The sequence below is a fragment of the Acidimicrobiales bacterium genome (genome assembly GCA_040219515.1).
Classification (GTDB): Bacteria; Actinomycetota; Acidimicrobiia; order Acidimicrobiales; family Aldehydirespiratoraceae; genus JAJRXC01.
Map to the genome: position 1 here is coordinate 129,099 of JAVJSI010000009.1, position 25,406 is coordinate 154,504.

Below are 25,406 nucleotides of genomic sequence, written 5' to 3' on the forward strand. Positions count from 1 at the left end.
GTCTGACCCCAACTGCAACGGTTATTCGACGATGACGAGGTCGGAGCCGGATCGGCCGAAGACCTCGGGGGCGTAGATCTCCTCGGCTCGAGCCGGCGGCACGACGAAGGTGCCGGGCGTGGTCGCCCGGGCGACGTAGGAGTACTCGTGGGTGCCCGCGTTCAGGTAGCCGGAGAAGGCTTCGGCCCGGTCGTCGCGCAGGTTCTGGTGGTCGTACCAGGGGCCCCACCACCAGGAGTCGTCGAACGACACCGAACGGCCGATCGAGTCGTCCGCCGAATCGTCGGAGAACTCTTCCTCCTGCTCGGGTGCCGCCGCGGTCACTGCCAGGTCGGGGTTCGACGGTTCGAGACCGGCCGGCAACGGATCGAGCAGCGCCATGTTGGTGCGGCGGCTGTCGTTCACCATCGTGAGGTTGACCCGCACCTCGGCGCCGGCCTTCACGTGCCAGACCCCATCGTCGTCGAGCCACACGTCGCCGTCGTCGCCGACGGCCTCGTAGGTCCGCTCGACCACGAACCCTCGATCGAGGGGGTCGAGATCGAAGTCGTCGGGGGCGTAGCGCAGGCCGAGGCGGTAGTAGAGGCGACCCTCGCCCTCCTTGGCGAGCACCAGGTCGGTGTCGCCCGTGTCGATCAGGTCCTGCATCGGGACCACCGTCTCCTGGCTGTCGACGCTGCGGCCCTCGAAGGCGTGCTCGGCCGCATAGAGATCGCCGAGCCACACCCGGGCCACGAAGTCGGGGGTGATGGCCTCGAACGTGTCGAAGTAGTTGTTGAGGGCCAACAGGATGAAGGCGTTCTCCTGGCTGTTGTTCCAACGGCCCTGGCGCTGGTTGCCGATCAGTCCGGTGACGATCTTGGGGATCAGATCGTTGCCCGGATCCATCAGCATCATCGCGTCGAGGACGATGCCGTCGGTGCGCCGGTCGGATTGCAGGAGGAGGTAGGCCTCCTCGCCGTAGTCGGTCGTGAACGTCGCCGCGCTCGGGGTCTCGGTCACCCGGTTCGAGAAGTTGCGGCCGATCTCGGTGGCGATCGCCTCGTCGTCGATGACGGGCCACAGCCACGCGAGTGCGTCGAGACCGAAGTCGAGACCATGGCGACGCCAGACCTCGTCGGCCTTGCCCGAGTCGAGGTCGCCGTCGAGACGCCGGACGAACAGCGAGTAGGCGATGAGCGTGTCCCGCGCGTCGGTGCCCCAGGTCTGGGGGATGTAGCTCTCGACGTTGCGGATGAACTGACGCCCCTGGTCGAGCATCGTGGCGGGCACGTCGTAGCCGTTGGCCTCGGCCTCGTAGAGCGCGTGCATCACGTGGACCGAGCGGTACGGCGACGTGTCGTAGTTCCGACGCCACGTCGACCAGCCGCCGTTGGAGTTCTGGAGCGCGGCCAGCGCGGCGAGGTCGTCGGCCACGATCCGGTCGAACTCGGCCGGCGTGGGGATGCCCTCGGCCTCGAAGGCCTCGAGCACATCACGCAGCGCCGCGATGGCCAGGATGCGCGACGCGTAGGCATCGGCACTCGAATATTCGTACTCGGTCAGATAGAGCACCGCGTCGGTGAGCGCCTGCACCGCGGTGGACGAGGTGGTCACCTCGAGCCCACCGAACTGTGGCACGACACCCTCGGGGGCCAGCAGCGGCTGGATCGTCGCACCGGCATCGACGACGCCGTAGGTGGCGAACGCCTCGGCCGTGGCCGGGGTGTAGACGGGCAACGAGACGGTCGCCGCGTCGGCATGATCGGTGCTCACGGCGACCGCTCGGAAGCGAGCGGTGCCGGCCGACTCGGTGGTGACCGGAAAGCGCACCTCGACCCGGTTGTTGGCGGGAACGGTGACCATCTGGCCGGCCGGGCCGTTCATGGTGAGATTCGAGGTCTGCAGCACGACCTCGACGTCCATGTCGTCGTCGGTCTGGTTCTGCACGACGACCGGAAGCTCGAAGTCGTCGCCGAAGTTCAGGAAACGGGGGGCCGACGGGCGCACCTGCAACGGCAGACGGGCGGTGAGGTTCGACTCGGTCGAGCCGAAACGATCGACGCCGTCGACGGCCACCACCATCACCCGGTAGCGGGTGAGGGAATCGGGCAGATCGAAGTCGATCGTGGCGCGGCCCTCGGCATCGGTGGTGACCTCGGGATCCCACAACGCGAGGGCGTCGAAGTTCGACCGCACCTCGATCGGCGCATCGCCGCCGATGGCCTGGTTGTAGGCGGAGCGGCCCGAGAACGCCTCATCCTCGCCTGCGCCGTCGGACTCGGCCATGTCGTCGGCCGACGTGTCGGAATCATCCGGAGAGGGTGCTGCCCCTGGCGACGTGGTGGTTGCCTGGATCGACTCCTCGATCTGTCGGGCCAGGTCGACCAGTGCCTGAGGGTCGGCCAGCTGGATCGACGAGCGACCCCGGAAGTCGAGGCCCCGCTCGCCGAACGAGCGGTAGAAGACCTCGATCGGATCGAGCAGTTCGTAACCCGTCAGCGCGAGCACGGCCTCGTCGACCGCGATCACCAGCATCTCGGCGTCGGCCACCGGCGCCCCGGTGGCGTCGTTCACCTCGACGGTGACCGCGGTGGCGGCCCCGGGCTCGACGAATTCGTCGGCCGGCACGGCCTCGACCGACAGCGTGCGCGAGGCGGGCGGTACGCGCAGCTCGGTGCCACCCGTGGCGAACGCCGGCCGGGGGGCCACATCGGGCAGCACGGTGCCGTCGTCGGCCGCCCGGTCGGTGATACCGACCAGTTCGATGCCGATGGTGAGGCCGGGCACGTGTTCGTCGACGATGTCGACCTCGAGGATGGTGTCGGCCCCTTCGATCTCGAACGCCTCGACCGCCACGATGCCGTTGCGTTCGATCGTCATCAGTCCGTGCGCGGGCCCGAACGGCGAGGCGACGAAGATCTCCGCCGTGTCGCCGGCTGCATAGTCGGTGGCGTCGGGAATGACCGTCGCCTCCTGGAGCTCGAGCCGACGGCTCGGCAGCGAATCGCCCCCGCTGACCCACACCGTCATCTCGGTGCGGTTCTCGCGACCGCGGTCATCGACGACGGTGCCCGTGACGCGGTAGCGCCCGCCCTCGGCCATCGCGAACGTGCAGGTCTCTGCCTCACCGCTGGAGCTGACCTCGCACGACTCCGAATCGAGAACGACGTCGGTCCACTCGCCGTCGACGTACTCCGACCGCAACCGCTCGGCCACCACCTCGGCCGCCCGGTCCGGCACCGCGTTGCCGTCGATGTCGGTGACGATCACCTCGACCGGCAGCGGGTCGCCCGCCTTCACGAACGGACGCGTGGCCTGGAGCCCCACGTAGAGGTCGGCCGAGTGGACCAGCAGATCGGTGGTCGACGACCACGTCTGCCGATTCACGTCGGTCACCGACGCAGTGGCGGTCACCGAGGTCGCGCGCCCTTCGCCGTCGCCGTCGAAGGCCATCTCCAGATAGTTGCTGCCGCTCGCATCGGTCGTGCTCGAGAACGTCTCGGTCGTCGTCTCCGGCTCGTAGGGGCCGAACCCGTCGTCGCCGAAGCCACCCCGGCTCCACCACGGAATCCAGACACCGAACGCGAAGCCGTCCCAGCCTGGAGGCGCATACGACGTGGGTCGGGTGGTGACCCACCAGTCGACCGGCGCGTCGGGCAGCGGACCACCCGAGAAGTAGGTGGCGTCGACGGCCACGGTCGCCGGATCGTCCACGAGGTAGGGACCCGGGGTCTCGGCGCGGGCCGTGACCTCGAACTCGGGCCGCCGGAACTCCTCGATGCCGAACGAGTGGGTGTGGTTGAAACGCGGCTCGGTCGGGTGGCGGAATTCGATCCATGCGCCGCCGAGATTCGCACCGAGGGGGATGTCGACCGTGAAGTCGAAGCCGCCGGTGTCGCTCAGGGTCACCTCGCCGGCAGAGATCTCGTTGCCGAACGAGTCGTTGACCGAATAGGTGAAGGTCGACCCGTCGGGGAACGCCTCGATCGTGGCATCGCCGGAGAGTTCCAGGCGCCGGACCCAACCCTTGACGCTCATCGTCTCGCCGGGCCGGTAGAGGCCGCGATCGTCGATGACGTACCAGAGGCCCTGATCGACCCGCTCGCTCGCGTCGGCCCAGCCGTCGGTGAGGGCGACGTCGTCGCCGGACGACACCACGACCGGACCCGTCGGCGTCAGGCTGGGCGGGAGGGTGAACCTGGTCAGGCCGTCGGGCCCGGTTGCGTCGATGGCCTGCACGCCCTCCATGGCCACGGTTGCCCCCTCGACCGGCGCGCCCGTGGCGAGATCGGTCACCCACACATAGCCGTCGGTGCTGTCGGCGAACAGATCACCGGCGAGCGAGGTGGACTGCACCCACTGGACCACCGGCTGGTTCTCCCAGCCGCGCTCGCTCTGCCTGCTGATGTCGGCGAACTCGCCGACACCCTCGATGACGACGACGGCCATGCCCGGCTCACCGGCGAACACCGGTTCCAGGTCGATGCGGGCCTCGAACCGTTGGTTCTCCGGTGCGCCGGTGGGTTGCACCTCGTCGTAGATCTCCGTGAACGGCGGTGGCGAGAGCCGGTCCTCGTCCCAGCGGCGGTCCCAGTACGTCGCGAACGCACCCCAGTCCGACGGCTCGACGGCATACGCCCGTACCCGCACCTCGTCGTGGTTGCGAAGTTGCAGCGGCAGCGTCTGGGAGTCGACGAGGGGATCGAGCGTGACGAGACGACCGCGATCGCCGTCGAGGAACGGGTAGGCGTCGTCGACATGGAACTCGATCACTTCGTCCGCGCCCAGGGTCTGCCCGAACGTGTCGCTGAGACCGGCGGGCACGGTCATCTCGTAGACGGTGCCACCCACGATCGGGCCCTCGACCTGGATGCCGTTGCCCTGCACGCGTATGAACGCGCCGGGCAGTTCCGGCGAGAATCCGAGGTCATCGGCCGCCAGTGATTCGGCATCGAGCTCGTTGTTGAACGACACCCAGAAACCCCACTCGGGCTGACAATCGTCGCCGGGCTGACACGATTGGCTCTCGACCCGGAGCGGTGCGTAGGTGCGGGCCGACTCCCGGAACACCTCGTCGGTGGTGTTCGGGCCCTCCTGCGACGGGACCTCGGGGCCGATGGCGATCCGGATCGGCGTGTCGGGCGCGAAGGCGTCGACCGCCCGGAAGGCGACCCAGGTGCCGTCGAGTGCCTGGTCGACCACTCGGGCGATGTTCTCGTCGCCCTCGATCTCGTTGTCGGTGGCGAGCCGAACCGACACTTCCCGGTCGCCCGCCTCGATGGTGGTGACGGCGAGGACGGCGTCGGGGTCGACCCGCTGGTCGAAGGTGGCCACGAAGACCGGCTCGAGATCGAGCGAGTCGCTGGTCGGGGTGAGCCACTGCAACGACGGCGACGGCGTCTCGAACGTGAACGTCTCGGCCGTCTCGAGCACCCCACCGGATGCCGACTCGGTGCCGGCCGGCACTTCCACGGAATAGGTCGTCGCCATCGGCAGTCGGTCGAAGATGTCGGGATCGTGCTCGAAGCGCAGTGTGCGGGTGCCGATCCACTGCCAGCGGCCAGGCAGTTCGGGGGTCATCACCACGGGGATGTCGGCCGCGTCGCTCTGGTCGACGGTGCCGAGGGCGATCATCGGCTGACTGAACGTGACGCTGAAGAACGGGGCCAGGCCGACCTCGCCGTCGGGTTGGTGGCGCAGCACTTCGAGCGGACCATCGTCGACCTCGGGCTGCGGGTCGTCGGTCTCAGCGGGGAACGCAACATCGATCGTGTCACCGGAGATCGGCGGCGAGAGCGATTCGGTGGGCCGGTTGAAGTCGACCCTGTCGCCGTCGGCCTCCGCCCACTCGGGCAGGCGGTCGAGCACATCCTCGACGGCCGGGGCCTCGAGCGGGGTGCCCTCGACGAAGGTCGCGGGCGCGGCGGTCGCCCCGTCGTCGGGTTGTCCGGCGCTCAGCGAGACACCGACCGGTCCCGGTTCGCGATCGCCGGCGGGAGCCGGCGCGGCCCCAACCTCGTCGTCCTCGTCGCCGTCGTCGGGAGTCGCAGGGTCGTCGGATCCCGCGTCGTCACCAGAACACGACCCCGCCACCATGGCCAGAACCAGCAGCAGCAAGATCAGTCTGTGTCGCATTCTCGGCGAACCTCCCCGGGTGGTGACGAGACTACGACGTCGCGAACCCCCGCTCCGGTTCCCGAGAACGCGGGTACTCGCCTACCCCGCGGCGAGCGAACGGCCCAGGGCGGCGAGATGTTCTTCGCCGTTGCCGAGGGTCAGTTCCATCTGGCGGGCCATCAGGAAGTAGCGGTGCAGCGGATAGTCGCGGTCGACACCGACGCCGCCGTGCACGTGCACGGCCGCGTGGACCACGCGGAAGCCGCCGTCGGCCGCCCACCACTTGGCGATGGCCACGGCATCATCGGCCGGGAGTCCCTGGTCGATCCGCCATGCCGCCTGCCAGGCCGTGAGGGTGATCGCTTCGGTGTCGATGTAGCTGTCCCCGGCCCGGGTGCTCACCGCCTGGAACGTGGCGATCGGCCGGTCGAACTGCTGGCGCTCCTTGGTGTAGGCCGCGGCCAACTCGATCGACGAGCGGGCCGCGCCCGCCATGATCATGCACATCGCTGCTTGGGCGCGGAGTTCGATCCACTGCACGATCTCGGCACCACCGGTCCCGCCGTCACCGAGCAGGGCATCGGCGGGCACCTGCACACCGGCGAGGTCGACGCGAGCGACGGGGCGCCGGGTGGTGACCTCGACGCGGGTGAGCGACAGGCCGTCGGTGTCGGCGGACACCAGGAACACGCCGCAGGAACCGTCGGGCAGGGCGGCCGGCACCACGAACAGACCGGCGTCGAGTCCCGCCTCGACCATCGGCTTGACCCCGTCGAGGCGATAGCCGTCGCCGTCGGCCACCGCGATCGTGGTCGGTTCGGAAGGGGTCGTGCCCTCTTCGTAGAGAGCGGCCGCGACGATGAGCGAGCCATCGGCGATCGAGGGAAGGTAGGCCGCCTGCTGGGCATCGGTGCCGAACTCGGCGATGGGCATGGCGCCCATGACCGCGGTGGACAGCAGGGGCACGGGGGAGGCCGTTGCCCCGACCTGCTGGAGGGCCATGGCCGTGGCCAGGAAACCGAGTCCGATGCCACCGTGGGCCTCGGGCACGGCGGCCCCGAGCACGCCGGCCTCGGCCAGCGCGGCCCAGGCCTCGGCATCGACACGGTCGTCGTCGGCCGTCAGCTGACGCAGCCGCTCGTGGGTGGACTTGTCGCCCAGGATCTGGCCGGCAAGATCGTAGATCGCCTGCTCTTCGTCGTTCAGGTCGAAGTCCATCAGCGGTCCGCCTTGGGGTAGCCGAGTCCGAATTGGGAGACGAGGTCGCGCTGCATCTCGTTGGTTCCGCCGCCGAAGGTGAGGATCACCGTGGAGCGGTACTGCATCTCGAGCCGGGTCAGGTGGCCGATCTGGCCCTTGCTGATCGCGGCCTGGGGTCCGTAGACCTCCATCAGCTTCCGGTAGGCGCGGGTGTAGAACTCGGTGCCGTAGACCTTCACGCCGGACGAATCGGCGATGAAGCCCGTCATGGTGTCCATGTCGGGTTGCTGATCGTCGATCTTGGTGGCGACGGTCCAGGCGACCTTCCAGTTGGCGAGCCGGAGATATTCGAGTCCGGCCTTCACCTCGGCGAGGTTGCGTTGCACCCACGGCTGATCGATCACCCGGGTGCCGTCGGCTCGCTTGGTGTTCTTCGCGAAGTCGATCGTCTCCTGAAGGGCGGTGGTGACCATACCCGAGGAACAGATCGTGACCCGCTCTCGGTTGAGCTGGCTGGTGATGAGCCCCCAACCACCGTTCTCCTCGCCGATCATCGTCGAGGCCGGCACCCGCACGTCGTCGAAGAACGTGTGGTTGATGTTGTGGCTCGACAGCAGGTCGAGCGGTTCGATCGACAGGCCCGGCGTGTCCATCGGGATGCAGAAGAGCGAGATGCCCTTGTGCTTCTTGACCTCGGTGTTGGTGCGGGCGGCGAGCCAGATGTAGTCGGCGTCCTTGGCCAACGACGTCCAGGTCTTCTGGCCGTTGATGACGTATTCGTCGCCGTCCTTCACCGCGCGGCACTGAAGGGCGGCGAGATCGGTACCGGCATCGGGTTCGGAGTAGCCGATGCAGAAGGTGATCTCGCCCTTGGAGATCTTCGGCAGGAAGAAGTTCTTCTGCTCCTCGGTGCCGTACTGCATCAGCGTCGGGCCGACGGTGTTGATGGTGAGCATCGGGATCGGGGCGCCGATGCCGACCGACTCGTCGAACATCACGAACTGCTCGACCGCGCTGTAGCCGCGGCCGCCGTATTCCTCGGGCCAACCCACCGTGAGCCAGCCGTCGCTGCCCATCTTCCCCACGATCTCGCGGTGGACGGGGCCGCAGCCGTCCTCCTCGCCGAGGGCCTCCCGGACCTCGTCGGTCAGCAGGTCGGTGTAGTAGGCGCGGAGCTCGGCTCGCAGCGCTTCCTGGTTCTCGTCGTACCCGATGTACATGTCACCGTTTCTAACGCAATCGCCCGGGTGAGTGGTAACCGCGGCTGGGTGCATTTCCGGCGGTGCGAATAGCATTGTCCACCCGACCGACTGGAAGCACCGATGGCACCGGCAATCACGAGACGCGTGTCGCCGGGCGAACTCGTGCGGACCACCTGGAACCTGGGCCTGTTCGACCCCACCACGGCGTGGGCCGTGGCCGGTGGGATGGTCCGCTCCGGGCCGTCGTTGGCCCTTCCCTACGCCGCCGCGGCGTTGCGGTTTCCCCGGCGGGTCGCGATCGCCGACGACCACGGCACCATCACGTATGCCCAGTTGTCACGACGAATCGAACGGCTGGCCGGATCACTGGGCCGGGCCGGTGTCCTCCCCGGTGATCGCGTGGGCCTGCTGTGCCGAAATCATCGTGGCTTCGTCGAACTCAACGCCGCCATCAGCCGCGCTCGTGCGGTTCCCGTCTACCTGAACACCGGATTCGGCGTCGACCAGCTCGCCGAGGTTGTCGCCCGCGAGGGGGTGGTCGCCGTCTTCCACGACGAGGAGTTCTCCGACGTCGTGGCCAGAGCCCGCACCGACTCCTACCTGGTCGCGCCCGAGCGGGACACCGACTGGAGCGTGCCGGGAATGCCACCCGCGTCGACCCGCTGGAACCCACCCGTCCTGGCCCCGTCGGTGGCCAGCGTGGTGATGACCTCGGGCACCACCGGCACCCCGAAGGGCGCACAGCGGGCCGGGGCCAACGTCGGACTCGCCGCCCTCGGGCCCCTGTTCGCGCTCCGGCACCGGCGGGGCGCCCGCACCAACATCGCCGCTCCCCTCTTTCATGCGTGGGGGCTCAGCCAGCTCGGCATCGCCGCCGTGTATGCCCAGACGGTGCATCTGCGTCGGGAGTTCGACGCCTCGCGTCTGGTCGCCGACCTCGGTCATCAGCGGACGGAGATCCTCGTCGCCGTGCCGGTGATGCTCGAGCGGATCCTCGACGCTGCCCCTGACGGGGACGCCTTCGTCGCCCGCCATCTGCGCATGACGGCCACGAGTGGGTCCGCGCTCGCCGGGGGGCTCGCCACCCGGTGGATGGACGCATTCGGCGACAACCTCCACAACTTCTACGGGTCCACCGAGGTCGGTCAGGTCGCCGTCGCCTCCCCCGCCGACCTCCGGCGCTCACCCGACAGCGCAGGGCGGCCCACGCCGGGCACCGTCGTCCGCATCGTCGACGACACCGGCCGCGATGCCGAACCCCGGGTCACCGGCCGCATCGTGGTGCGCAACGGCGCGCACTTCGACGGCTACACCGGCGGCGGCTCGAAGCCGATGATCGACGGGTTCATGGAGACGGGCGATCTCGGTTGCTTCGACGCCGACGGATTGCTCCATGTCACCGGCCGGGTCGACGACATGATCATCAGCGGCGGCGAGAACCTCTTTCCCGGCGAGGTCGAGGAGTACCTGCTGGCCATCGACGGCGTGGCCGACGCGGCTGCCGTGGGCCTCGACGATCCCGACTTCGGACAGGTCGTGGGTGCGATCGTCGTCACCGAACCCGGCAGCACGGTCGATGTGGCGTCGATCCGCAAGGCGGTGAAGGACGGGTTGGCGAGCTTCAAGGCTCCGAAGCACCTTCGTCTCGTCGACGAGATCCCCCGCAACCCGGCCGGGAAGATCATTCGTCGGGAGGTCGTCGCCCTCCTCGGCCCCGTCAGGTAGCCCGAACGGTTCATCGACCCGATGCGGCAAACCCACTACCGTGAGTGATCGTGGGGCGATTCCTGTTGAGGGCGAGCAGCATGCGTAAGGGCGATCATGCGTAGGGGCGATCATGCGTGAAGGCGATGACGGACGGCTGCCGATCCCGGCCGGGCACCGGGTGCTCCTTCCCGGTCGCGGCACCACCTTCGTGCGCGAGCTGAACGAGGTGGGCGACGGGCCCTCGGTGCTGCTCGTCCACGGATGGGTGGCGTCGGGCGGACTCAACTGGCTGACGGCCTTCGAGCCCCTCGGGCGCGACTTCCACGTCCTGGCCGCCGACAACCGGGGCCATGGCCGGGGCATCCAGTCCCGCCGTCGCTTCACCATCGCCGACGCAGCCGACGATCTGGCCGCCCTGCTCGACGTGCTCGGCATCGAGAACGTCGTGGTCGTGGGCTACTCGCTGGGCGGTCCGATCGCCCAGATGTTGTGGCGACGCCACCCCGAGCGGGTGGCCGGGCTCGTTTTCTGTGCCACCGGCTTCGACCTCATCGAAGGAGGCGGCACCCGCATGGCGATGGCCGGCGCGGCGACGATGCTGGCCGCCGGGCTCCGGGCCGGCGCCCTCCCCTCGTCGTTCCCGAGTGCGCTGGCCCGTCAGGTCACCCGCGAGGCCCGCGGCGCGAACCGTCCCCAGACGTTGTCCAAATGGGCCCGCGCCGAGATGCAACGCCACTCCTGGCGGATGGTCTCCGAGGCGGGCCTGGCCATCGGCACCTACTCGTCTCGCGCGTGGGTCGGTGAGATCGACGTCCCGACGTCGGTGATCGTCACCCAGCGCGACCGCGCCGTGCCGCCGCAGGCCCAGTACGGGCTGGCATCCCACATCCCCGGCGCCCGCATCCACCGCTACGACGGCGGACATGTCAGCTGCCTCGAACCCGAGTTCGGCGAGACGGTTCGTGACGCGGTCACCGGCGTCGTCGACCGAGCCGGCACTGCGCCGGCGCTCGACGTGACCGTCGACGGACTCCCCCCGACCGACGTGATCGATCTGCGCACGAAGCGACGAGCCGCCGTCCGCACCGCCTCGTGACACCGGCGCTCTTCGCGATCGTCGCCGGCGCGGCCCTGTTGGCGTCGGTCATCGCCAATGTCCGCCCACGGCCGGTGATCATCGGGTTGCCCACGACGATCATCGGTTTCTTCACCGCCGAACTCGCGCGTGTGCATCTCGTCTTCCAGGTGCTGGCCACGATCGTGTGGATCGCTCTCGGGGCACTGGCCGAGCCGGTCGGACTCGTCGGTGTCGTCATGGCGGCCGCCAGCGTGGCCCTGCTCGAGATCGCGCACCGTCGAGGGGTCGCGGCGCGAGACGTCATCCGCGCGGCCCTCCCGGCTGCGCTCGAGGCCACGAGCCCGACGCCGTTGATCGGCGTCTCCCGACCGGACTTCGAGGGCATCGAGATCCGCCGGGACCTCGAGTACGGTCCCCACAAGCGCAACCGCGCCGACCTCTACCTTCCGGCCGAACGGCGAGGTGCGCCCATCGTCCTGCAGGTCCACGGTGGCGGCTGGGTGATCGGCAACAACCGCCAGCAGGGCCAACCGCTGCTCGCCCACTTCGCCCAGGCAGGCTGGATCGGGGTGGCCATCAACTATCGGCTGGGTCCCACGCATCGTCTGCCCGCCGCGATCCACGACACGAAGCAGGCGATCGCCTGGGTCAGGGCCAACGCGGGCGAATGGGGCGGCGATCCCGACCGGATCCTGCTCACCGGGGGCAGCGCCGGCGGGCACCTGACCGCGCTCTGCGCCCTGACCGCCGACGACGCGTCGCTGCAGCCCGGGTTCGAGGAGGCCGACTGCTCGGTCGCCGCCGCCGCGCCGATGTACGGCGTGTTCGACCTGACCGACCGCAACCGTCGGCGCGGCCGCTCGGCCATGACGCCGTTCCTGCATGCACTGGTGATGGGCACCAAGCTCGGCGACGACGCCGAAGGCTGGGACGCGCTGTCACCCATCGCCCGGGTCCGGCCCGACGCACCCCCCATGCTGATCGTGAACGGCACCTACGACACTCTCGTCCCGATCGAGGAGGCGCGCGACTTCGCCGACGCGATGAGCGCCGTCTCGCCTGCGGCCACGTTCGTCGAGCTCCCCCACGCCCACCACGCCTTCGACGTCATCAACAGCCCGCGTACCCGAGCAGTGATCGAGGCCCTCGAGGGCTGGGCCGGCGCGGCGATGGGGAACCGTGTCTGATCGGGTCGAGGATCGGGTCGAACTCGTCCACGGCTACGGACTCCGTGTCGTCTCCCGGGGATCGGGTGACCCGTTCGTCTGGGCCCACGACACGTTCCTCAGCATCGACGACGACGACGTCCACTCCGTCATCGACTTCGCGCGGCTGGCGCCCTCGCGCCGACTGATCCGCTACGACGCGGTCGGGCACGGTCGGTCACCGGGTGTCGCCCACCCCGGTGATCACACCTGGGACTCCCGCGCCGACGACCTGCTCCAGCTCTGCGAGCGCATGCGGCTGCCGTCCGCCACCCTCGGCGGGTTCTCCACCGGGGCGGCCACCGCACTCTGGGCCGCACACATGGCGCCCGAACGCGTCGACCGCCTCGTGCTGGCCGCGCTGCCCAACGGCTGGACCTGGAGGGCACCGGCCGCCGGTATCCAGGGGCTGCTCGGGGCCAGCGCCCTCATCGGGGCCACCGAACCCCTGCGCTACCTGTCCCGCTGTCTCCGCCTCCCGCATCGGCCCGCCGGCACGATCGGCGCTTACCACATCGCCCACTACCGGCGAATCGTCAGCACACCGCGGCAGCGCTACGTCGCCGCGCTCGTGGGCGCGGCACGCAGCAATCTTCCTTCGCCCGACGAACTCCGGGCGCTCGACATCCCGACGCTGATCCTCGCCTATCCGGGCGACGTCCTCCGGCCGATCGGCACCGCGGTGCGGGTGGCCGACGCGCTGCCCCGCGCCGAACTCGTCGTCGCCCAGAGCTGGGATGAGGTCGCCACGTGGACCGATCTGATCCGCGACTTCACGGCCGGGTGAAGCCCAGCGGGTCCTCGACCACCGACGGATCACCCAACCCGGCCGCCGTCATGAGTTCGGCCAGCGCCACCGGGAATCCCTCGGCGATGTCCCCGACGTCGGGTACGAGCAGCGGGTCGACGTGCAGGCCGAAATCGAGCCGATCCATGTAGCTGAAGAGCGTGATGTTCAGGCCCATCCCCTCGACGATCACGCTCGAAGAGAAGATGCCGGTCACCCGTGCACCCGAGAAGTACAGCGGGAACGGTGGACCCGGTACGTTCGAGATCAGCGTGTTCATCACTGTCGGCATGTGGGCGATCAGCCCCGTCGCCGCCATGGTGCGCAGCGCCGTGTTGAGCAGGGCCGGCGGTGCGATCTCTCCCACCGAGGGAATCCGGGTCGTCCGCACGGCGGCCGTCACCTCCTTGGCCCCCTGGCTGCTCGCGTGGATCGCGATGAGGCGCTCGCCTGCGTCGTCGACATCGGTCGCAAGGGAGACGATCATGCTGGCGAGCTTGTTCTCCTGACTCTCGTCGCCCGCCGCCCGGGTCGACACCGGAACACCCGTGATCAGGGACCCGGCGGGAAGCGCATCCCGGTCCAGCAGATAGTTGCGAAGCGCCCCGCTGCAGATGGCGAGGACGACATCGTTGACCTTGACGCCGTAGTGGGCCTTGACCGCTTTCACGTCGTCCATGGCCACCGAGGCGAACGCCATCCGCCGCTTGGGGCCGATCGAGCCGTTGAAGATGGTGGACGGCACCGAACGCGGGACCACGCCCTTTCCCTCACGGGCCATGGCCACCACGGTCGCGCCCCGTTGTGCGGCCCGGCCGACGTAGTCCGCCACCCGCATCACAGTGGTGACAGTGGGCACCACGGCCCGAGCCATCAGCTCGAAGTCACTCGGCGCGGGGCCGGCCATCTCGACGGTGTCGGGCAGGTCGGGCGGCGGTGCGTCGGCGGCGAAGTCGAACATGACCGCCGCGAGGCTGGCGCTCGCCATGCCGTCGAGCAGGCAGTGGTGATACTTCAGGAGCAACGCGACACGGTCGTTGGGGAGCCCCTCGATGAACCACATCTCCCACAACGGCCGTCGTCGATTCAGCTGGCGGCCGAGGATGTCACCGACGAGGTCGGCCAGTTCGTTCGGTCCGCCCGGCGCCGGCAGCGCCACATGGAAGAGATGCCGGTCGATGTCGAAATGCGGGTCGTCGACCCACACGGCCCGGTCGAGACGCAGCGGCACCTCCTTGAGGCGCCACATGAACTTCGGGGTCAGCGGCAGCCGGTGCACCATCGACGCCCGCATCGACAGGAACGTGCAGTCCGGGGCATCGCTGCGATCGAGGATGGTGAGACCGCCGATGTGCTGATGCCAGTTCGGTTGCTCCATCGAGAGGAACAGCGCATCGGTGCCGGAAAGACGCTTCATGTCGGGGGACACTAGATCCGCTCGGTCGGAGGTGCGCCCGTACGGTCCCGTCTCACGGTCGCGCCCCGACCGCTACTGTCAGAGGCCCGACGGGAGAAAGCGGACACCATGGGACTCACACAGCTCTCGGGACTCGACGCCAGCTTCCTGTATCTGGAGACGGGCCGGAGCTTCGGCCACGTCAGCAGCATTCTCATCCTCGATCGGCCCGACGACCCGGACTTCGATCCCTACTCGGAGTACCGGGCCCGCATCGAACGCGCCGTCGTCGACTTCGTGCCCTTGCGTCGTCGCCTCGTCGAGGTGCCGTTCGGACTCGACCACCCGTACTGGGCCGATGACCCGGACTTCGATCTCGACTTCCACGTGCGCCACGTCGCGGTGCCGCCCCCCGGTGGCGCCGCCGAACTCGACGCGCTGATCTCACGGTCGATCGGACGGCCCCTCGATCGCAGCAAGCCGTTGTGGGAGGCCTATGTCATCGAGGGGCTCGAGAACGACCGGTTCGCCATCTTCACGAAGATGCACCACTCGACCATCGACGGCGTCGCGGGGGCGATGCTGACCCAGCAGGTCTTCAGCGAGAGCGCCGTGGTCGATCTGCGCGAGGCGGCGCCCTCTCTCCCCCACGCCGACCCGATTCCCCGTGCCAACGAGGTGCTCAACAAGGCCATGTTCGATCTGGCCCGACGACCACGGCGAATGCTGCGATGGCAGCGCCGACTGGCCGGCGAGCTCCTGCGGGTCGGCCGGTCGGAGCATCGCCGGGACCTGACCGCCGGCCTGCACGGGGTGCCGCGCACGCCATTCAATGCCTCGATCAGCCCGAATCGTCGCTTCACCTGGAGGGCCATCCCTCTCGCCGAGGTGAAGGCCGTCAAGGCGGCACTGGGCTGCACCGTCAACGACGTCGTCATGGCGATGTGTGCAGGTGCGCTGCGCAACTATCTGCTCGAACACGATGCACTCCCCGATGATCCGTTGGTCGCCATGATCCCGGTGTCGATTCGCACCGGCGACGAGGCCGACCCGTGGACCAATCGCGTGTCGAGCCTCTTCGTCACCATCCCCACCGACCTCGACGACCCGACCTCCCGTATCGCCGCCATCGGGGCCACGATGGCCGAGGGCAAGCAGCGCCACGATCTCCTGTCCGCCGACCTCATCGTGGAGGCGGCGTCGCTGGCGCCCGGGCTGATCGCCCAGCAGGCCGCCCGCATCGCCATGAATCCGCGTATCACCAACAACGGCCTCACCCCTGCCAACGTCACCATCAGCAACGTGCCGGGTCCCCGCGACCTCCTGTCGCTCGGCGGTGCGCCCGTGCGCCACTATGTGCCGGTGTCCACCGTGGTCGACGGCCAGGGGCTCAACATCACCGTCCAGAGCTATCGCGACACGCTCGACCTGGGGCTGGTCTCCTGCCGGGAGCTGGTGCCGGATCTCGACCGGCTCGCCGATCTCCACACCGAAGAGTTCGCCGCGCTCAAGGCACTCGCCGGAATCGACTCGCCCACCGGCTGATGAGCGCGCTGCGCGACGAGCTCGTCGCCCGGCTCGAGGCGGTGGCCGATCCCGGGCGGGCGTCCGGCCAACAGGACTACATGAAGTCGGAGATGCCGTTCCACGGCGTCGCGATGCCCGACGTACGGCGCATCACCGCGTCTCTCGCCCGCGATTTTCCTTTCGCCGATCGTGCGAACTGGGAAGCGACGGTGCTCGAGGTCTGGAGACACGCCACTCATCGCGAGCAGATGTACGTCGCCACCCAACTCGCCGCCCACCGGCCGTATCGACGTTGGCTCGACGGCGGGTGCCTGCCGATGATCGAGGAGATGATCGTCACCGGCGCCTGGTGGGACCACGTCGATGCACTGGCCTCGGACCACATGGGGGCGATGCTGGCGAGCGATCCCGACACCGTGCACCCCGTGATGTGGCAGTGGGCCACCGACGACCTCGAACGCGACGGGGCGATGTGGCGACGGCGGACTTCGATCATCTGCCAGTTGTCCTTCAAGGATGACACCGACCTCGACCTGCTCTTCCACGCGATCGAGGCGTCGATGGACTCCAAGGAGTTCTTCCTTCGCAAGGCCATCGGGTGGGCCTTGCGCCAGTACGCCCGCACCGACGCCGACGAGGTCATCGCCTTCGTCGACCGCTTCGAGGATCGACTGTCGGGCCTCTCGAAACGCGAGGCGCTCAAACACCTTCACTCGGGGAAGTGACAGGCGACGGGGTGCCCGGCCCCACGATCGATGAGCGCCGGGACCTCGTGAGCGCACTTCTCCTGCGCCTTCCAGCAGCGGGTGCGGAAGCGGCAGCCCGACGGCGGATCGGCGGGCGACGGCACGTCGCCCTCGAGCATGCGAAACCGGCGGCTGGAAACGGTGTCGCGACGCCTCGTGGGCCATCCGGGTCGGACCGTTGCGAGTCGGCGTCCGGCACGATACCCCCACTCGGTCGCCGCCTCCCGCAGAATCAAGCCGAAAAGGGCGGGTCGACACGGCGTCGTCCACGCGGGACCGCTCGCGCCCGTACCGATTTCGGAACGGAAAGAAAATCTCCGGTGAACGGCGGGTGGCGGGCTATTCGTAGCGGGTTCCCGTTTCCTTCATGTAGCTCAGGAAACGGCTGCCGGCGTCGGCTGCCAGCTCGCCCGGCACGTAGGTCGCGCCGTGAAGGGTTCCCGTGTAGGCGAACACCCCGTGGCGTCGGTACACGTCCCAGCTCACGGGCGACCGCCGATCGATCCCGACATCGATGCCCTCGAACGGCGCCATCGCCATGAGCACCGGAAGATCGAGGGCCTCGCCGACCTCGGTGTCGCCCATCGTCAACCGGGCGTTCCATCGGAAGTTGCCGGCGACCTCCATGTGGAGGGCCACCCGCTCGGTGCCGATGGCGACCGGCCCACCCTCGACCACGGTCATGTCGCCGTACGCGTTGAAGGCGAAGAAGAGCGTGCCGTGCTCGATGTACATCGCATAGCCGCCGCCCTGATCGCCGTGGGCGAACAACATGCCCTCGTCACCGTCGGCGTAGTCGAGGTCGACCAGCACGTCGAAGCTTCGAGAGAACGTCAGCTGCAGCGACCGCCACCGTTCGAGCGTGGGGGTTCGCGGGCGAATGCGCACGTCGGCGACGAACTCCTCGTCACTCGGTGGTTTCTCGACCATCTTCACGTAGTTGCCCTCGTCGAGGGGATACACCTGGTTCGCCCAGGCGGCATCGTCGAACGCCTCGACCAGTTCGGCCAGCTTCTCGGGATGATCGGCCGCGAGATCACGCGACTCCGACGGGTCCTCGGCGAGATGATGGAGCTCCCATTCCTCCTCCGAGAACGGGGTGGCCACCTGGCGCAGGGTCACCGCCGACCAGCCGTCACGATAGAAGCCACGGTTGCCGATCATCTCGTAGTACTGCTCGCGATGGGTCGACTCGGCGTGGGCTTCGGTAAGGCTGTCGATGAAGCTCGCGCCGGCCGGCGCCGGTACCGGTCGCCCGTGCTTGTCGGTCGGGACCGTCACCCCGGTCATGTCGGCGAGGGTCGGCAGCAGGTCGGTGATGTGCTGATACTGGGTGCGGATCTCGCCCTCGGTCGCCAACCCCTCGGGCCAGTGGACGATGAACGGCACCTGGTGGCCACCCTGATGGGTGTTGATCTTGTACATCCGCAGCGGAGTGTTGGACACCATCGCCCAGCCCAGGGGATAGTGCGGCAGCGTCTGCGGGCCGCCCATGATGTCGAGCCGCCCGTGGTCGATCTCGATGGCCTCCATGCCGCTGTCCCGGGTCTGCATGAGCAGGGTGCGGAAGTACTGCGACGTGCCGTCGTACTGCCCTTCCCGCGAGCCGCCGTTGTCAGAGGTGAACACGATGATGGTGTTCTCCCACTCCCCGATCGCCTCGAGGTGGGCCCGCAGTCGGCCGACACTCTGGTCGACCGAGTCGACCATGCCCGCGAAGATCTCCATGTAGCGAGCAAAGGTCTCGCGCTGCATGTCGGAGAGGTCGTCCCACGCGGTGACCGCATGGTTCTCCTCGTGGTTGCGTGGCGGCAGCACCGTGTCGGCCGGCACCACGCCGAGCTCGAGCTGACGAGCGAAACGCTGCTCGCGGATCTCGTCCCAGCCCGCGTCGTACATGCCCCGGTACTTCTCCATGTCCTCCTGCTTCGCCTGGAGCGGCGCGTGCACCGCGCCGTGCGCGTAGTAGAGGAAGAAGGGCTTTGTGGGGTGCGACGACCGCACCTCGTCGATCATCGTGATCGCGTGGTCGGTCAGGTCGTCGGTGAAGTAGTAGTCGTCGGGGTACTGGTCGACCTGGACGTGGTGGTTGTCCTCGTAGAGCCGATGGGGCTGGTGGAAGTTGGTGAAGCCGTCGAGGATGCCGTAGTAGCGCTCGAACCCCTTCTGTAACGGCCAGCTGTGGCGGGGCCCCGCCTCGCTCAGGTTCGAGTCCTTGCACAGGTGCCATTTCCCGACCATCAGCGAGGCCCACCCCTGGTCGCGATAGATCTCGGCCATCGTCACCGCATCGTCGCGGATCTCGTGGGCGTAGCCGGGAAACCCCGGGTCGCTGTGGGCGACGTGACCCATGCCCGCCATGTGGTGGTTGAGCCCGGTCAGCATCGAGGCCCGCGTCGGTGAACACATCGGGTTGACGTGGAAGTTCGTGTAGCGGACACCCCCGGCCGCCAGCGCGTCGAGCTCGGGCGTGTCGATCTCGCTGCCGTAGCAACCGAGGTCGGCGAAGCCGAGGTCGTCGGCCAGCATCACGATGATGTTGGGGGCCCCGGCCGGTGCGGTCGGCTTCAACGGCCAGTCGGGCTCGGAGGTGGAGAAGATCTTCCCCACCTTGCCGCCGAATCCGGCGTAGGGGGCAGTGGGGTCATCGTGGGGGGAGGGCTCGTTCGTCACGTCGCCAGTATTAGCCCGGACACGACGATGGCGCCTCCCGTGGGAAGCGCCATCGACGTCCGATCCCCCAATCGGAGTGAGGTGGTCAGACTACCGCAGTCCGCGGTTTCTTCACTTCTTGAAGAACGCGGGGCTCGTCGCCTTCTTCGGGATCTCGGCCAACGGGGTGGCCACCGTCTCGGCGGTGGGCCCGTGCTCGGCGGCGATCGGTGCCAGCGCATCGAGGTCGAAGCGGTAGACCTCGGCCGCGTTCTGGCTGAGCACCTTGCGCATGTCGTCCTCGCTCCACTCGTGGAACGCGCGCTGCAGCGACTCGACCGAGTACGGATACGTGCCCTCGTGATGGGGGTAATCGGAACCCCACATCACCTTGTGCACGCCGAGCGACCTGATCGCCTCGGCCTCCGCGGGCGACGGGAACGACGCGCCGATCCAGACGTTGCGATCGAAGTACTCGCTGGGCTTCATCGGCAGGACGATGTCGGCCGAGAAGCCGAGTTCACCGACACGGCCACCCGAGATCTGCATGTGGTACATGTCCATCCGGTGGAGCTCGTCGACGGCCCACGCCGTGCCCTGCTCGGTCATCACGTACTTCAGGTTCGGGAAGCGCTCGAAGACACCGCTCATGATGAGGTGCGACAGGTTGCGGTGGGCGAAGAACGGCACCTCCATCAAGAAGATGAGGCCCGACGCCGGGTCGCTGCCGTAGTTCGGGGTGCCGTTGCCACCGTGCTGGGTCATCACGAGGTCGAGGTCCTGCACCGCCGCCCACAGCCGGTCCCAGTGCGGCGACCAGAGACCGGGAAGGTCCACGTCGGGTGCGACGTGGGGCATCATGAACGAGCGGAAACCCTCGGCGGCCGCCCACTCCAGCGTGGTGATCGCGTCGTCGATGTCCTCGAGGAAGATCTGGGGCAGACCGCAGCGTTGAGCCGGGTACTCGCCACACCAGTCCTTGAGCCAACGGTTGTGGGCGTCGATGCCGGCCCGGCGCCGCTGATACTCCTCGTCGTTCTTCGGCGGATACGCGATGAGCATGCCGGTCGGGTAGAAGGGCGGCACGGTGTTGGGAAACGTGATCTCCGCGACCACGCCGTCGTCGTACTGCTCCTGCACACGCCGCTCGTTGTCCCAGTTGCGGGTGCGGCCGTCGTCCTGGAGATCCCGGTAGGGGTTCTTGTAGGCCCCGCGCCATTCGTGGAATGCGTCCTTCCACTCGTCGGCCAGATACTCCTCGTACATGGCCATGTTGCCACCGGCGTGGCTGTCGGCGGAGATGATCGTGTAGCGCTCGGACACTGTTTGTTCGGACACGGCTTGTTCAGACACGGTTGCCTCGTTCTCGGGAGGGTACCTAAGTATCTTAGGCATAGACCTATGGGAATTCAACAGCTAGGGTCGTCTCATGGCCCGACGACGAGGAATCGACCGCGACGACGTGATCGCCGCGGCGCTGGCGATCGTGGACCGCGACGGACTCGACGCACTGTCGCTGCGGGCGGTGGCCGACGCGCTCGAGGTGCAGTCGCCGTCGCTCTACAGCCATGTCGACGGTCTCAACGGACTGCTCGATGCACTTGCGGTGGCGGTGACGGCCGAGTTCGGAGAAACGCTGCGCGACTCCGTGGTCGGCGTGGCCGGTGACGAGGCCGTCGCCGCCTTCGCTCGCGCCTACCGGCGCTGGGCCACGTCCCGGCCCGGGCGCTACGAGCTGTCGTTGCGCAAGGTGGGCTCGGCCGAGAAGCGCAGCGCCGGCCGCGGCGCGATCGAGACGATGGACCGGGTCCTCGCCGCCTACGGACTCACCGGCGCCGAGGCGACGGCCGCGGGACGAACGCTGCGGGCCGCGCTGCACGGGTTCAGCACCCTCGAGGCCGCGGACGCCCTGGGCCGGGGTCGCAACGACGAGAGTTTCGAGTACCTCGTGGATCTGTATCTGCGCGGCATCCGGGCGGGAAGCCTCGGTCGGACTGGCTGACATCGCGACCACGGACAAGGATGCAGCCATGTCGCAGACCGTGTCCCGTCGCCGCATTGCCGTCATCGTCCTGATGGTCCTGAGCCTCGTCGCCGCTGCGTGCGGCGACGACGCGGCCAGTACGAACGACGAAACCACGACGACCACGGCGGAGCCCGATGCCACGACGACCGAGCCGGGCGAATCCTCGACCACCACGCCACCCGAGACGACCGGATCCGTCCCGCTGACGGCATCGTTTCGCGGCGTCACCGAGGACACGATCAAGGTCGGTGTGATGGCCTACGACTTCGACCGACTCGCCGACATCGGCGTCGACCTCGGCGTCTCCAACAGCGGCGATCTCTACGTGGCGGCGCTCGAGGCGATCAACGACCGTGGCGGGATCCACGGGCGCATGCTGGAGGCCGTCATCACCGAGTTCCTCCCCGTCGGATCGACCGAAGCCGACGAAGCCTGCGTGCGCCTGACCGAGGACGAGGAGGTGTTCGTCGTCGTCGGCACCACGCTCAACGAACAGATCCTTTGCGTCACCGATCTCCACGAGACCGCTGCCGTCGTCGCCGCAGGGATGAACGAGGAACGCCTCTCCCGGGCCCGAGCGCCCTACGTCACCGTGGGGGCGACACAGGCGGACCGCGCCGCGATGTTCCTCGACCTGATGACGGACGCCGGCATTCTCGACGGCCAGAACGTGGGGGTGATCGGCTCGGTCGACGTGAGTGAGACGAACTTCCGCACGATCGTCGAGGCGTTCCGCACCGCCGGCTACGACCCGGTCGAGGGGCTCATCGGCGGCAACGCCGAGGACCTCACCGAGTCCGCTCGCGAGCAGGGCATCATCTACCAGCGCATGGACGAGGCCGGAGTGGAGATCGCCGTCTCGACCACCGGGATACCGCTCGAGATCGCCAACGCCTACGACGCCGGGTACGAGCCCGAACAGTGGCTGCTCGCCACGTCGATGAGTGGTCGCGGTCTCACCAGCGAGGGAGTGCCGCACGACTACCTCGACGGGGCCTACTCGGTCAACGACACCCCCGTCGGAACCACGGGCCAACCCACGATGGACGACGATCCACTCGTCGCCACGTGCATCGACGACCTGCGAGAGCGCACCGACCACGAACTCCCCTACTCGCTCGACGTGCCGGTCAACAACATCTTGTCGGCGCTCTACGCGTGTTCGATCGCCACCATTCTCGAGACGGCGATGACCGCCGCCGGACCCGACCTCACCAACGACTCGTTCCAGGCCGGGCTCGAAACGATGGGCGCGTTCCAGCTCCCCGGTTTCGGCGACGCGACGCTCGGCCCTGACGACTACGGCGCATCCACGAGTCTGACCCCGGTCCGATTCGATGCCTCGACCGGTACCTGGGTGCCGCTCGACGGCTGACCCGAGCCGACGACTCCCTCACGAGCCGGCATTGCCTACCGATGGGTAGGCCATGACCTGTCGAGCCGCGATCGTTCTTGCCCGCACCGGCCTGCTCGCGTTCGCGCTGTTCGCGGCCGGTTGTGCCGGCGGAGCCGCGCCCGCACCCTCCGACGACGGCGCCCCTCGCGTCGTCGACGACTCGGGCGATCCGGCGACCTCACCCGCCACCACCGGCGATGCGACCGACAGCGACAACACCGACGGCAGCACCCCTGGAGCCGAGCTCACTGCCTCGTTCCGTGGGGTCACCCCCGAGGTCATCAGAGTGGGTATCACCACCGTGGACTGGGACACGCTTGCCGCCGCCGGGGTGGACTTCGGACGGACCAACGACCTCGATCTCTGGCAGGCCGCCCTCGAGGACATCAACTCCCGCGGCGGCATTCACGGTCGACAGATCGAGGTCCACGGTCGGGAGTTCCTGCCTCTGGGCAGCGAGCAGTTCGACCAGGCCTGCGTGGAACTCACCGAGGACGAAGAGGTGTTCGTGGCCATCGGCCAGGCGCTCGAGGATCAGGTCCTCTGCTTCACGGAGGCGAACGACACCGCAGCGGTCATGGTGTCCGGTATGACCGAGTCGCTCCTCACCCGCAGCACGGCGCCCTACGCCACGTTGTGGGCGTCCTTCGAGACCCAGGCCGCCAACATGGTCGCCCTGGCCGAGGAAGAGGGAGTGCTCGACGGTGCCACGATCGGTGTCGTCGGTTCGGCCGATGTCGGCGTTCTCGAGTACCAGAGCATCGTGGACGCGTTCGGTGACGCCGGCTACGACGTGGTCGAGGGCCTCATCGGGGCCAACGACACCGACCTCGCCGAGACCGCCCGCGACCAGGCCATCGTCTTCGAGCGCATGCGTGAGGCCGGCGTGGACCTGACGGTGTCCACCACCGGCGTGCCGCTGGAGATCTTCAACGCCCAGTCGGAGGGATACGAGAGCGAGCAGTGGTTGCTCAACGTCGCCATGACGCCGTCGGCGCTCGCCGATGCCGGGGTCGATCTCGCCTATCTCGACGGCGCCCTCGCGATCGTCAACACCCCCGTGGGCACCACCCAGCAGGAAGCCATGGCCGATGATCCGGCGGTGTCCGCCTGTGTCGACATGCTCGAGGCGGGCAGCGACCACGAGCTGTCCTACGCACTCGACGCCGAGGCGAACGATCTCGCGTCGGCCCTCTACGCCTGTGCGATCACCTCGATTCTCGAGACCGCGCTGACGGCGGCGGGTCCCGACCTCACCAACGACTCGTTCGCCGCGGCCCTCGGTGCGATCGGCCCGATCGATCTCGCCGGCTACTTCGGCGCCTCGCTCGAGTCCGACGACCTCGGTGCGGCGAAGACGCTGCGGATGGCCAGCTTCGACAGCGCCGCCGGCGGCTGGGAACTCCTCGACTGAGCGCCGCCGCGGGTGGCCTACTCGGACAGCAGCGCGATCAGCGCGCTCGTGTCGAGACGGCCGTGGCCCTGGCGCTGGAGCCGCGAGTAGAACTGGTCGACCAACGCGGTCACCGGCAGCGAGGCGCCGACCCGGTCGCCTTCACGCAGACAGATGCCGAGATCCTTGCGCATCCAGTCGAGCGCAAAACCGAAGTCGAACTCCCCCTTTGCCATGGTCGTCGCCCGATTCTCCATCTGCCACGAACCGGCTGCGCCCTTGGAGATCGTGTCGACCACCCGCTCCACGTCGAGTCCGGCCCGTCCTGCGAAGTCGATCGCTTCGGCGAGGCCCTGGAGCAGTCCGGCGATGGCGATCTGGTTCACCATCTTGCAGAGCTGACCGGCGCCCGAGTCGCCGAGGAGGGTGCAGGCCCGGGCGTAGGCGTTGATCACCGGCGCCGCCCGGTCGAAGTCCTCGGCGTCGCCGCCGCACATGACCGTGAGCACGCCGTTCTGCGCTCCCGCCTGGCCGCCGGAGATGGGCGCATCGACGAAGCCGACGCCGAGCGCACGCGCCGCGGCATGGACCTCACGGGCCACATCGGCCGACGCGGTGGTGTGGTCGACGAGGACGGTGCCGGCCGCCATCGTCTCCAGCACTCCCCCGTCGCCCGTGGTGACCGCTCGCACATCGGGGTCGTCGCCCACGCAGAGGAACACCATGTCGGCGCCGACGGCCGCGGTGGCCGGGCTGTCGGCCCGTCGGCCGCCGTGTGCAGCCACCCACGCGTCCGCTCTCGCGCCGGTGCGATTGAAGACGGTCATCTCGTGACCTGCCTCGGCGAGATGACCCGCCATCGGATATCCCATGACTCCGAGCCCGACGAATGCACATTTCATGACGCTGATTGTGGCCTGAATTCGTCGGTAGGGTCGAAGTATGCACGACCCCGTCCGCATCGTCGCCTGGTCCGACTTCCTTTGACCGTG

Annotated in this window: 17 protein-coding genes; 9 read left to right on the top strand and 8 right to left on the bottom strand. The window is 68.4% G+C overall.

Annotated elements, in window-relative coordinates; all coding sequences use genetic code 11:
* Positions 1-21: 21 nt before the first annotated feature.
* From RIB98_07270 to RIB98_07280, 3 genes are all read right to left on the bottom strand, one after another.
* On the bottom strand, positions 22-6,117 hold the full coding sequence (locus RIB98_07270; protein ID MEQ8840765.1) for an alpha-2-macroglobulin family protein: 6,096 nt from the start codon (positions 6,115-6,117) through the stop codon (positions 22-24).
* An 81-nt stretch (positions 6,118-6,198) separates the two neighbouring features.
* On the bottom strand, positions 6,199-7,317 hold the full coding sequence (locus RIB98_07275; protein ID MEQ8840766.1) for an acyl-CoA dehydrogenase family protein: 1,119 nt from the start codon (positions 7,315-7,317) through the stop codon (positions 6,199-6,201).
* Positions 7,317-8,519 carry an acyl-CoA dehydrogenase family protein gene (locus tag RIB98_07280; protein ID MEQ8840767.1) on the bottom strand — a complete coding sequence of 401 codons (1,203 nt, stop codon included), beginning with the start codon at positions 8,517-8,519 and terminating at the stop codon, positions 7,317-7,319. Before RIB98_07280 ends, RIB98_07275 begins: the two co-directional genes overlap by 1 nt.
* 102 nt (positions 8,520-8,621) lie before the next feature.
* On the opposite strand from RIB98_07280, the gene RIB98_07285 reads away from it, so the two are divergent.
* From RIB98_07285 to RIB98_07300, 4 genes are all read left to right on the top strand, one after another.
* Positions 8,622-10,226 (top strand): AMP-binding protein, encoded by a 1,605-nt coding sequence (locus RIB98_07285; GenBank protein ID MEQ8840768.1) that lies wholly within the window; start codon positions 8,622-8,624, stop codon positions 10,224-10,226.
* 112 nt (positions 10,227-10,338) lie between these two features.
* Positions 10,339-11,304, top strand: a complete 966-nt coding sequence (locus RIB98_07290) for an alpha/beta hydrolase (GenBank protein ID MEQ8840769.1) — start codon at positions 10,339-10,341, stop codon at positions 11,302-11,304.
* Entirely contained in the window at positions 11,301-12,473 is a 1,173-nt protein-coding gene (locus RIB98_07295) for an alpha/beta hydrolase (protein ID MEQ8840770.1), read from the top strand. Before RIB98_07290 ends, RIB98_07295 begins: the two co-directional genes overlap by 4 nt.
* Entirely contained in the window at positions 12,466-13,278 is an 813-nt protein-coding gene (locus RIB98_07300) for an alpha/beta fold hydrolase (protein MEQ8840771.1), read from the top strand. The genes RIB98_07295 and RIB98_07300 overlap by 8 nt, the downstream gene beginning before the upstream one ends.
* On the opposite strand, the gene RIB98_07305 is transcribed toward RIB98_07300, so the two are convergent.
* Complete coding sequence (locus tag RIB98_07305) at positions 13,265-14,695, bottom strand: wax ester/triacylglycerol synthase family O-acyltransferase (protein MEQ8840772.1); 1,431 nt, start codon at positions 14,693-14,695, stop codon at positions 13,265-13,267. The two genes, RIB98_07300 and RIB98_07305, sit on opposite strands and share 14 nt — an antisense overlap.
* Positions 14,696-14,803: 108 nt before the next feature.
* On the opposite strand from RIB98_07305, the gene RIB98_07310 reads away from it, so the two are divergent.
* Entirely contained in the window at positions 14,804-16,219 is a 1,416-nt protein-coding gene (locus RIB98_07310; GenBank protein MEQ8840773.1) for a wax ester/triacylglycerol synthase family O-acyltransferase, read from the top strand.
* Positions 16,219-16,926, top strand: coding sequence for a DNA alkylation repair protein (locus tag RIB98_07315; GenBank protein MEQ8840774.1), 708 nt, complete (start codon positions 16,219-16,221; stop codon positions 16,924-16,926). The genes RIB98_07310 and RIB98_07315 overlap by 1 nt, the downstream gene beginning before the upstream one ends.
* On the opposite strand, the gene RIB98_07320 is transcribed toward RIB98_07315, so the two are convergent.
* The 3 genes from RIB98_07320 to RIB98_07330 form a co-directional block, all read right to left on the bottom strand.
* Positions 16,911-17,066: a hypothetical protein gene (locus tag RIB98_07320; GenBank protein ID MEQ8840775.1), complete on the bottom strand. Its 156-nt coding sequence runs from the start codon at positions 17,064-17,066 to the stop codon at positions 16,911-16,913. The genes RIB98_07315 and RIB98_07320 overlap by 16 nt on opposite strands.
* Positions 17,067-17,286: 220 nt before the next feature.
* Positions 17,287-19,620: an arylsulfatase gene (locus RIB98_07325; protein ID MEQ8840776.1), complete on the bottom strand. Its 2,334-nt coding sequence runs from the start codon at positions 19,618-19,620 to the stop codon at positions 17,287-17,289.
* 111 nt (positions 19,621-19,731) lie between these two features.
* A complete protein-coding gene (locus RIB98_07330) occupies positions 19,732-20,952 on the bottom strand; it encodes an amidohydrolase family protein (GenBank protein ID MEQ8840777.1) in 1,221 nt (406 codons plus the stop codon).
* Positions 20,953-21,028: 76 nt separating this feature from the next.
* On the opposite strand from RIB98_07330, the gene RIB98_07335 reads away from it, so the two are divergent.
* The 3 genes from RIB98_07335 to RIB98_07345 are packed head-to-tail and all read left to right on the top strand — an operon-like array spanning position 21,029 to position 24,435.
* The gene (locus RIB98_07335) at positions 21,029-21,601 is read left to right on the top strand and encodes a WHG domain-containing protein (protein ID MEQ8840778.1); all 573 of its coding nucleotides are present in this window, start codon (positions 21,029-21,031) and stop codon (positions 21,599-21,601) included.
* Between the two features lie 28 nt (positions 21,602-21,629).
* Positions 21,630-23,000, top strand: a complete 1,371-nt coding sequence (locus tag RIB98_07340) for an ABC transporter substrate-binding protein (protein ID MEQ8840779.1) — start codon at positions 21,630-21,632, stop codon at positions 22,998-23,000.
* 52 nt (positions 23,001-23,052) lie between these two features.
* On the top strand, positions 23,053-24,435 hold the full coding sequence (locus RIB98_07345; protein ID MEQ8840780.1) for an ABC transporter substrate-binding protein: 1,383 nt from the start codon (positions 23,053-23,055) through the stop codon (positions 24,433-24,435).
* A gap of 17 nt (positions 24,436-24,452) precedes the next feature.
* Here RIB98_07345 and RIB98_07350 read toward each other — a convergent pair whose 3' ends face one another.
* Positions 24,453-25,316 (bottom strand): NAD(P)-dependent oxidoreductase, encoded by an 864-nt coding sequence (locus RIB98_07350; GenBank protein ID MEQ8840781.1) that lies wholly within the window; start codon positions 25,314-25,316, stop codon positions 24,453-24,455.
* Positions 25,317-25,406 lie beyond the last annotated feature (90 nt).

Excerpts from the sequence above, each read along its gene's own strand:
- RIB98_07270 (MEQ8840765.1), bottom strand. The coding sequence starts at position 6,117 with ATGCGACACAGACTGATCTTGCTGCTGCTGGTTCTGGCCATGGTGGCG.
- RIB98_07275 (MEQ8840766.1), bottom strand. The coding sequence starts at position 7,317 with ATGGACTTCGACCTGAACGACGAAGAGCAGGCGATCTACGATCTTGCC.
- RIB98_07280 (MEQ8840767.1), bottom strand. The coding sequence starts at position 8,519 with ATGTACATCGGGTACGACGAGAACCAGGAAGCGCTGCGAGCCGAGCTC.
- RIB98_07285 (MEQ8840768.1), top strand. The coding sequence starts at position 8,622 with ATGGCACCGGCAATCACGAGACGCGTGTCGCCGGGCGAACTCGTGCGG.
- RIB98_07290 (MEQ8840769.1), top strand. The coding sequence starts at position 10,339 with ATGCGTGAAGGCGATGACGGACGGCTGCCGATCCCGGCCGGGCACCGG.
- RIB98_07305 (MEQ8840772.1), bottom strand. The coding sequence starts at position 14,695 with ATGAAGCGTCTTTCCGGCACCGATGCGCTGTTCCTCTCGATGGAGCAA.
- RIB98_07310 (MEQ8840773.1), top strand. The coding sequence starts at position 14,804 with ATGGGACTCACACAGCTCTCGGGACTCGACGCCAGCTTCCTGTATCTG.
- RIB98_07315 (MEQ8840774.1), top strand. The coding sequence starts at position 16,219 with ATGAGCGCGCTGCGCGACGAGCTCGTCGCCCGGCTCGAGGCGGTGGCC.
- RIB98_07320 (MEQ8840775.1), bottom strand. The coding sequence starts at position 17,066 with ATGCTCGAGGGCGACGTGCCGTCGCCCGCCGATCCGCCGTCGGGCTGC.
- RIB98_07335 (MEQ8840778.1), top strand. The coding sequence starts at position 21,029 with ATGGCCCGACGACGAGGAATCGACCGCGACGACGTGATCGCCGCGGCG.
- RIB98_07340 (MEQ8840779.1), top strand. The coding sequence starts at position 21,630 with ATGTCGCAGACCGTGTCCCGTCGCCGCATTGCCGTCATCGTCCTGATG.
- RIB98_07345 (MEQ8840780.1), top strand. The coding sequence starts at position 23,053 with ATGACCTGTCGAGCCGCGATCGTTCTTGCCCGCACCGGCCTGCTCGCG.
- RIB98_07350 (MEQ8840781.1), bottom strand. The coding sequence starts at position 25,316 with ATGAAATGTGCATTCGTCGGGCTCGGAGTCATGGGATATCCGATGGCG.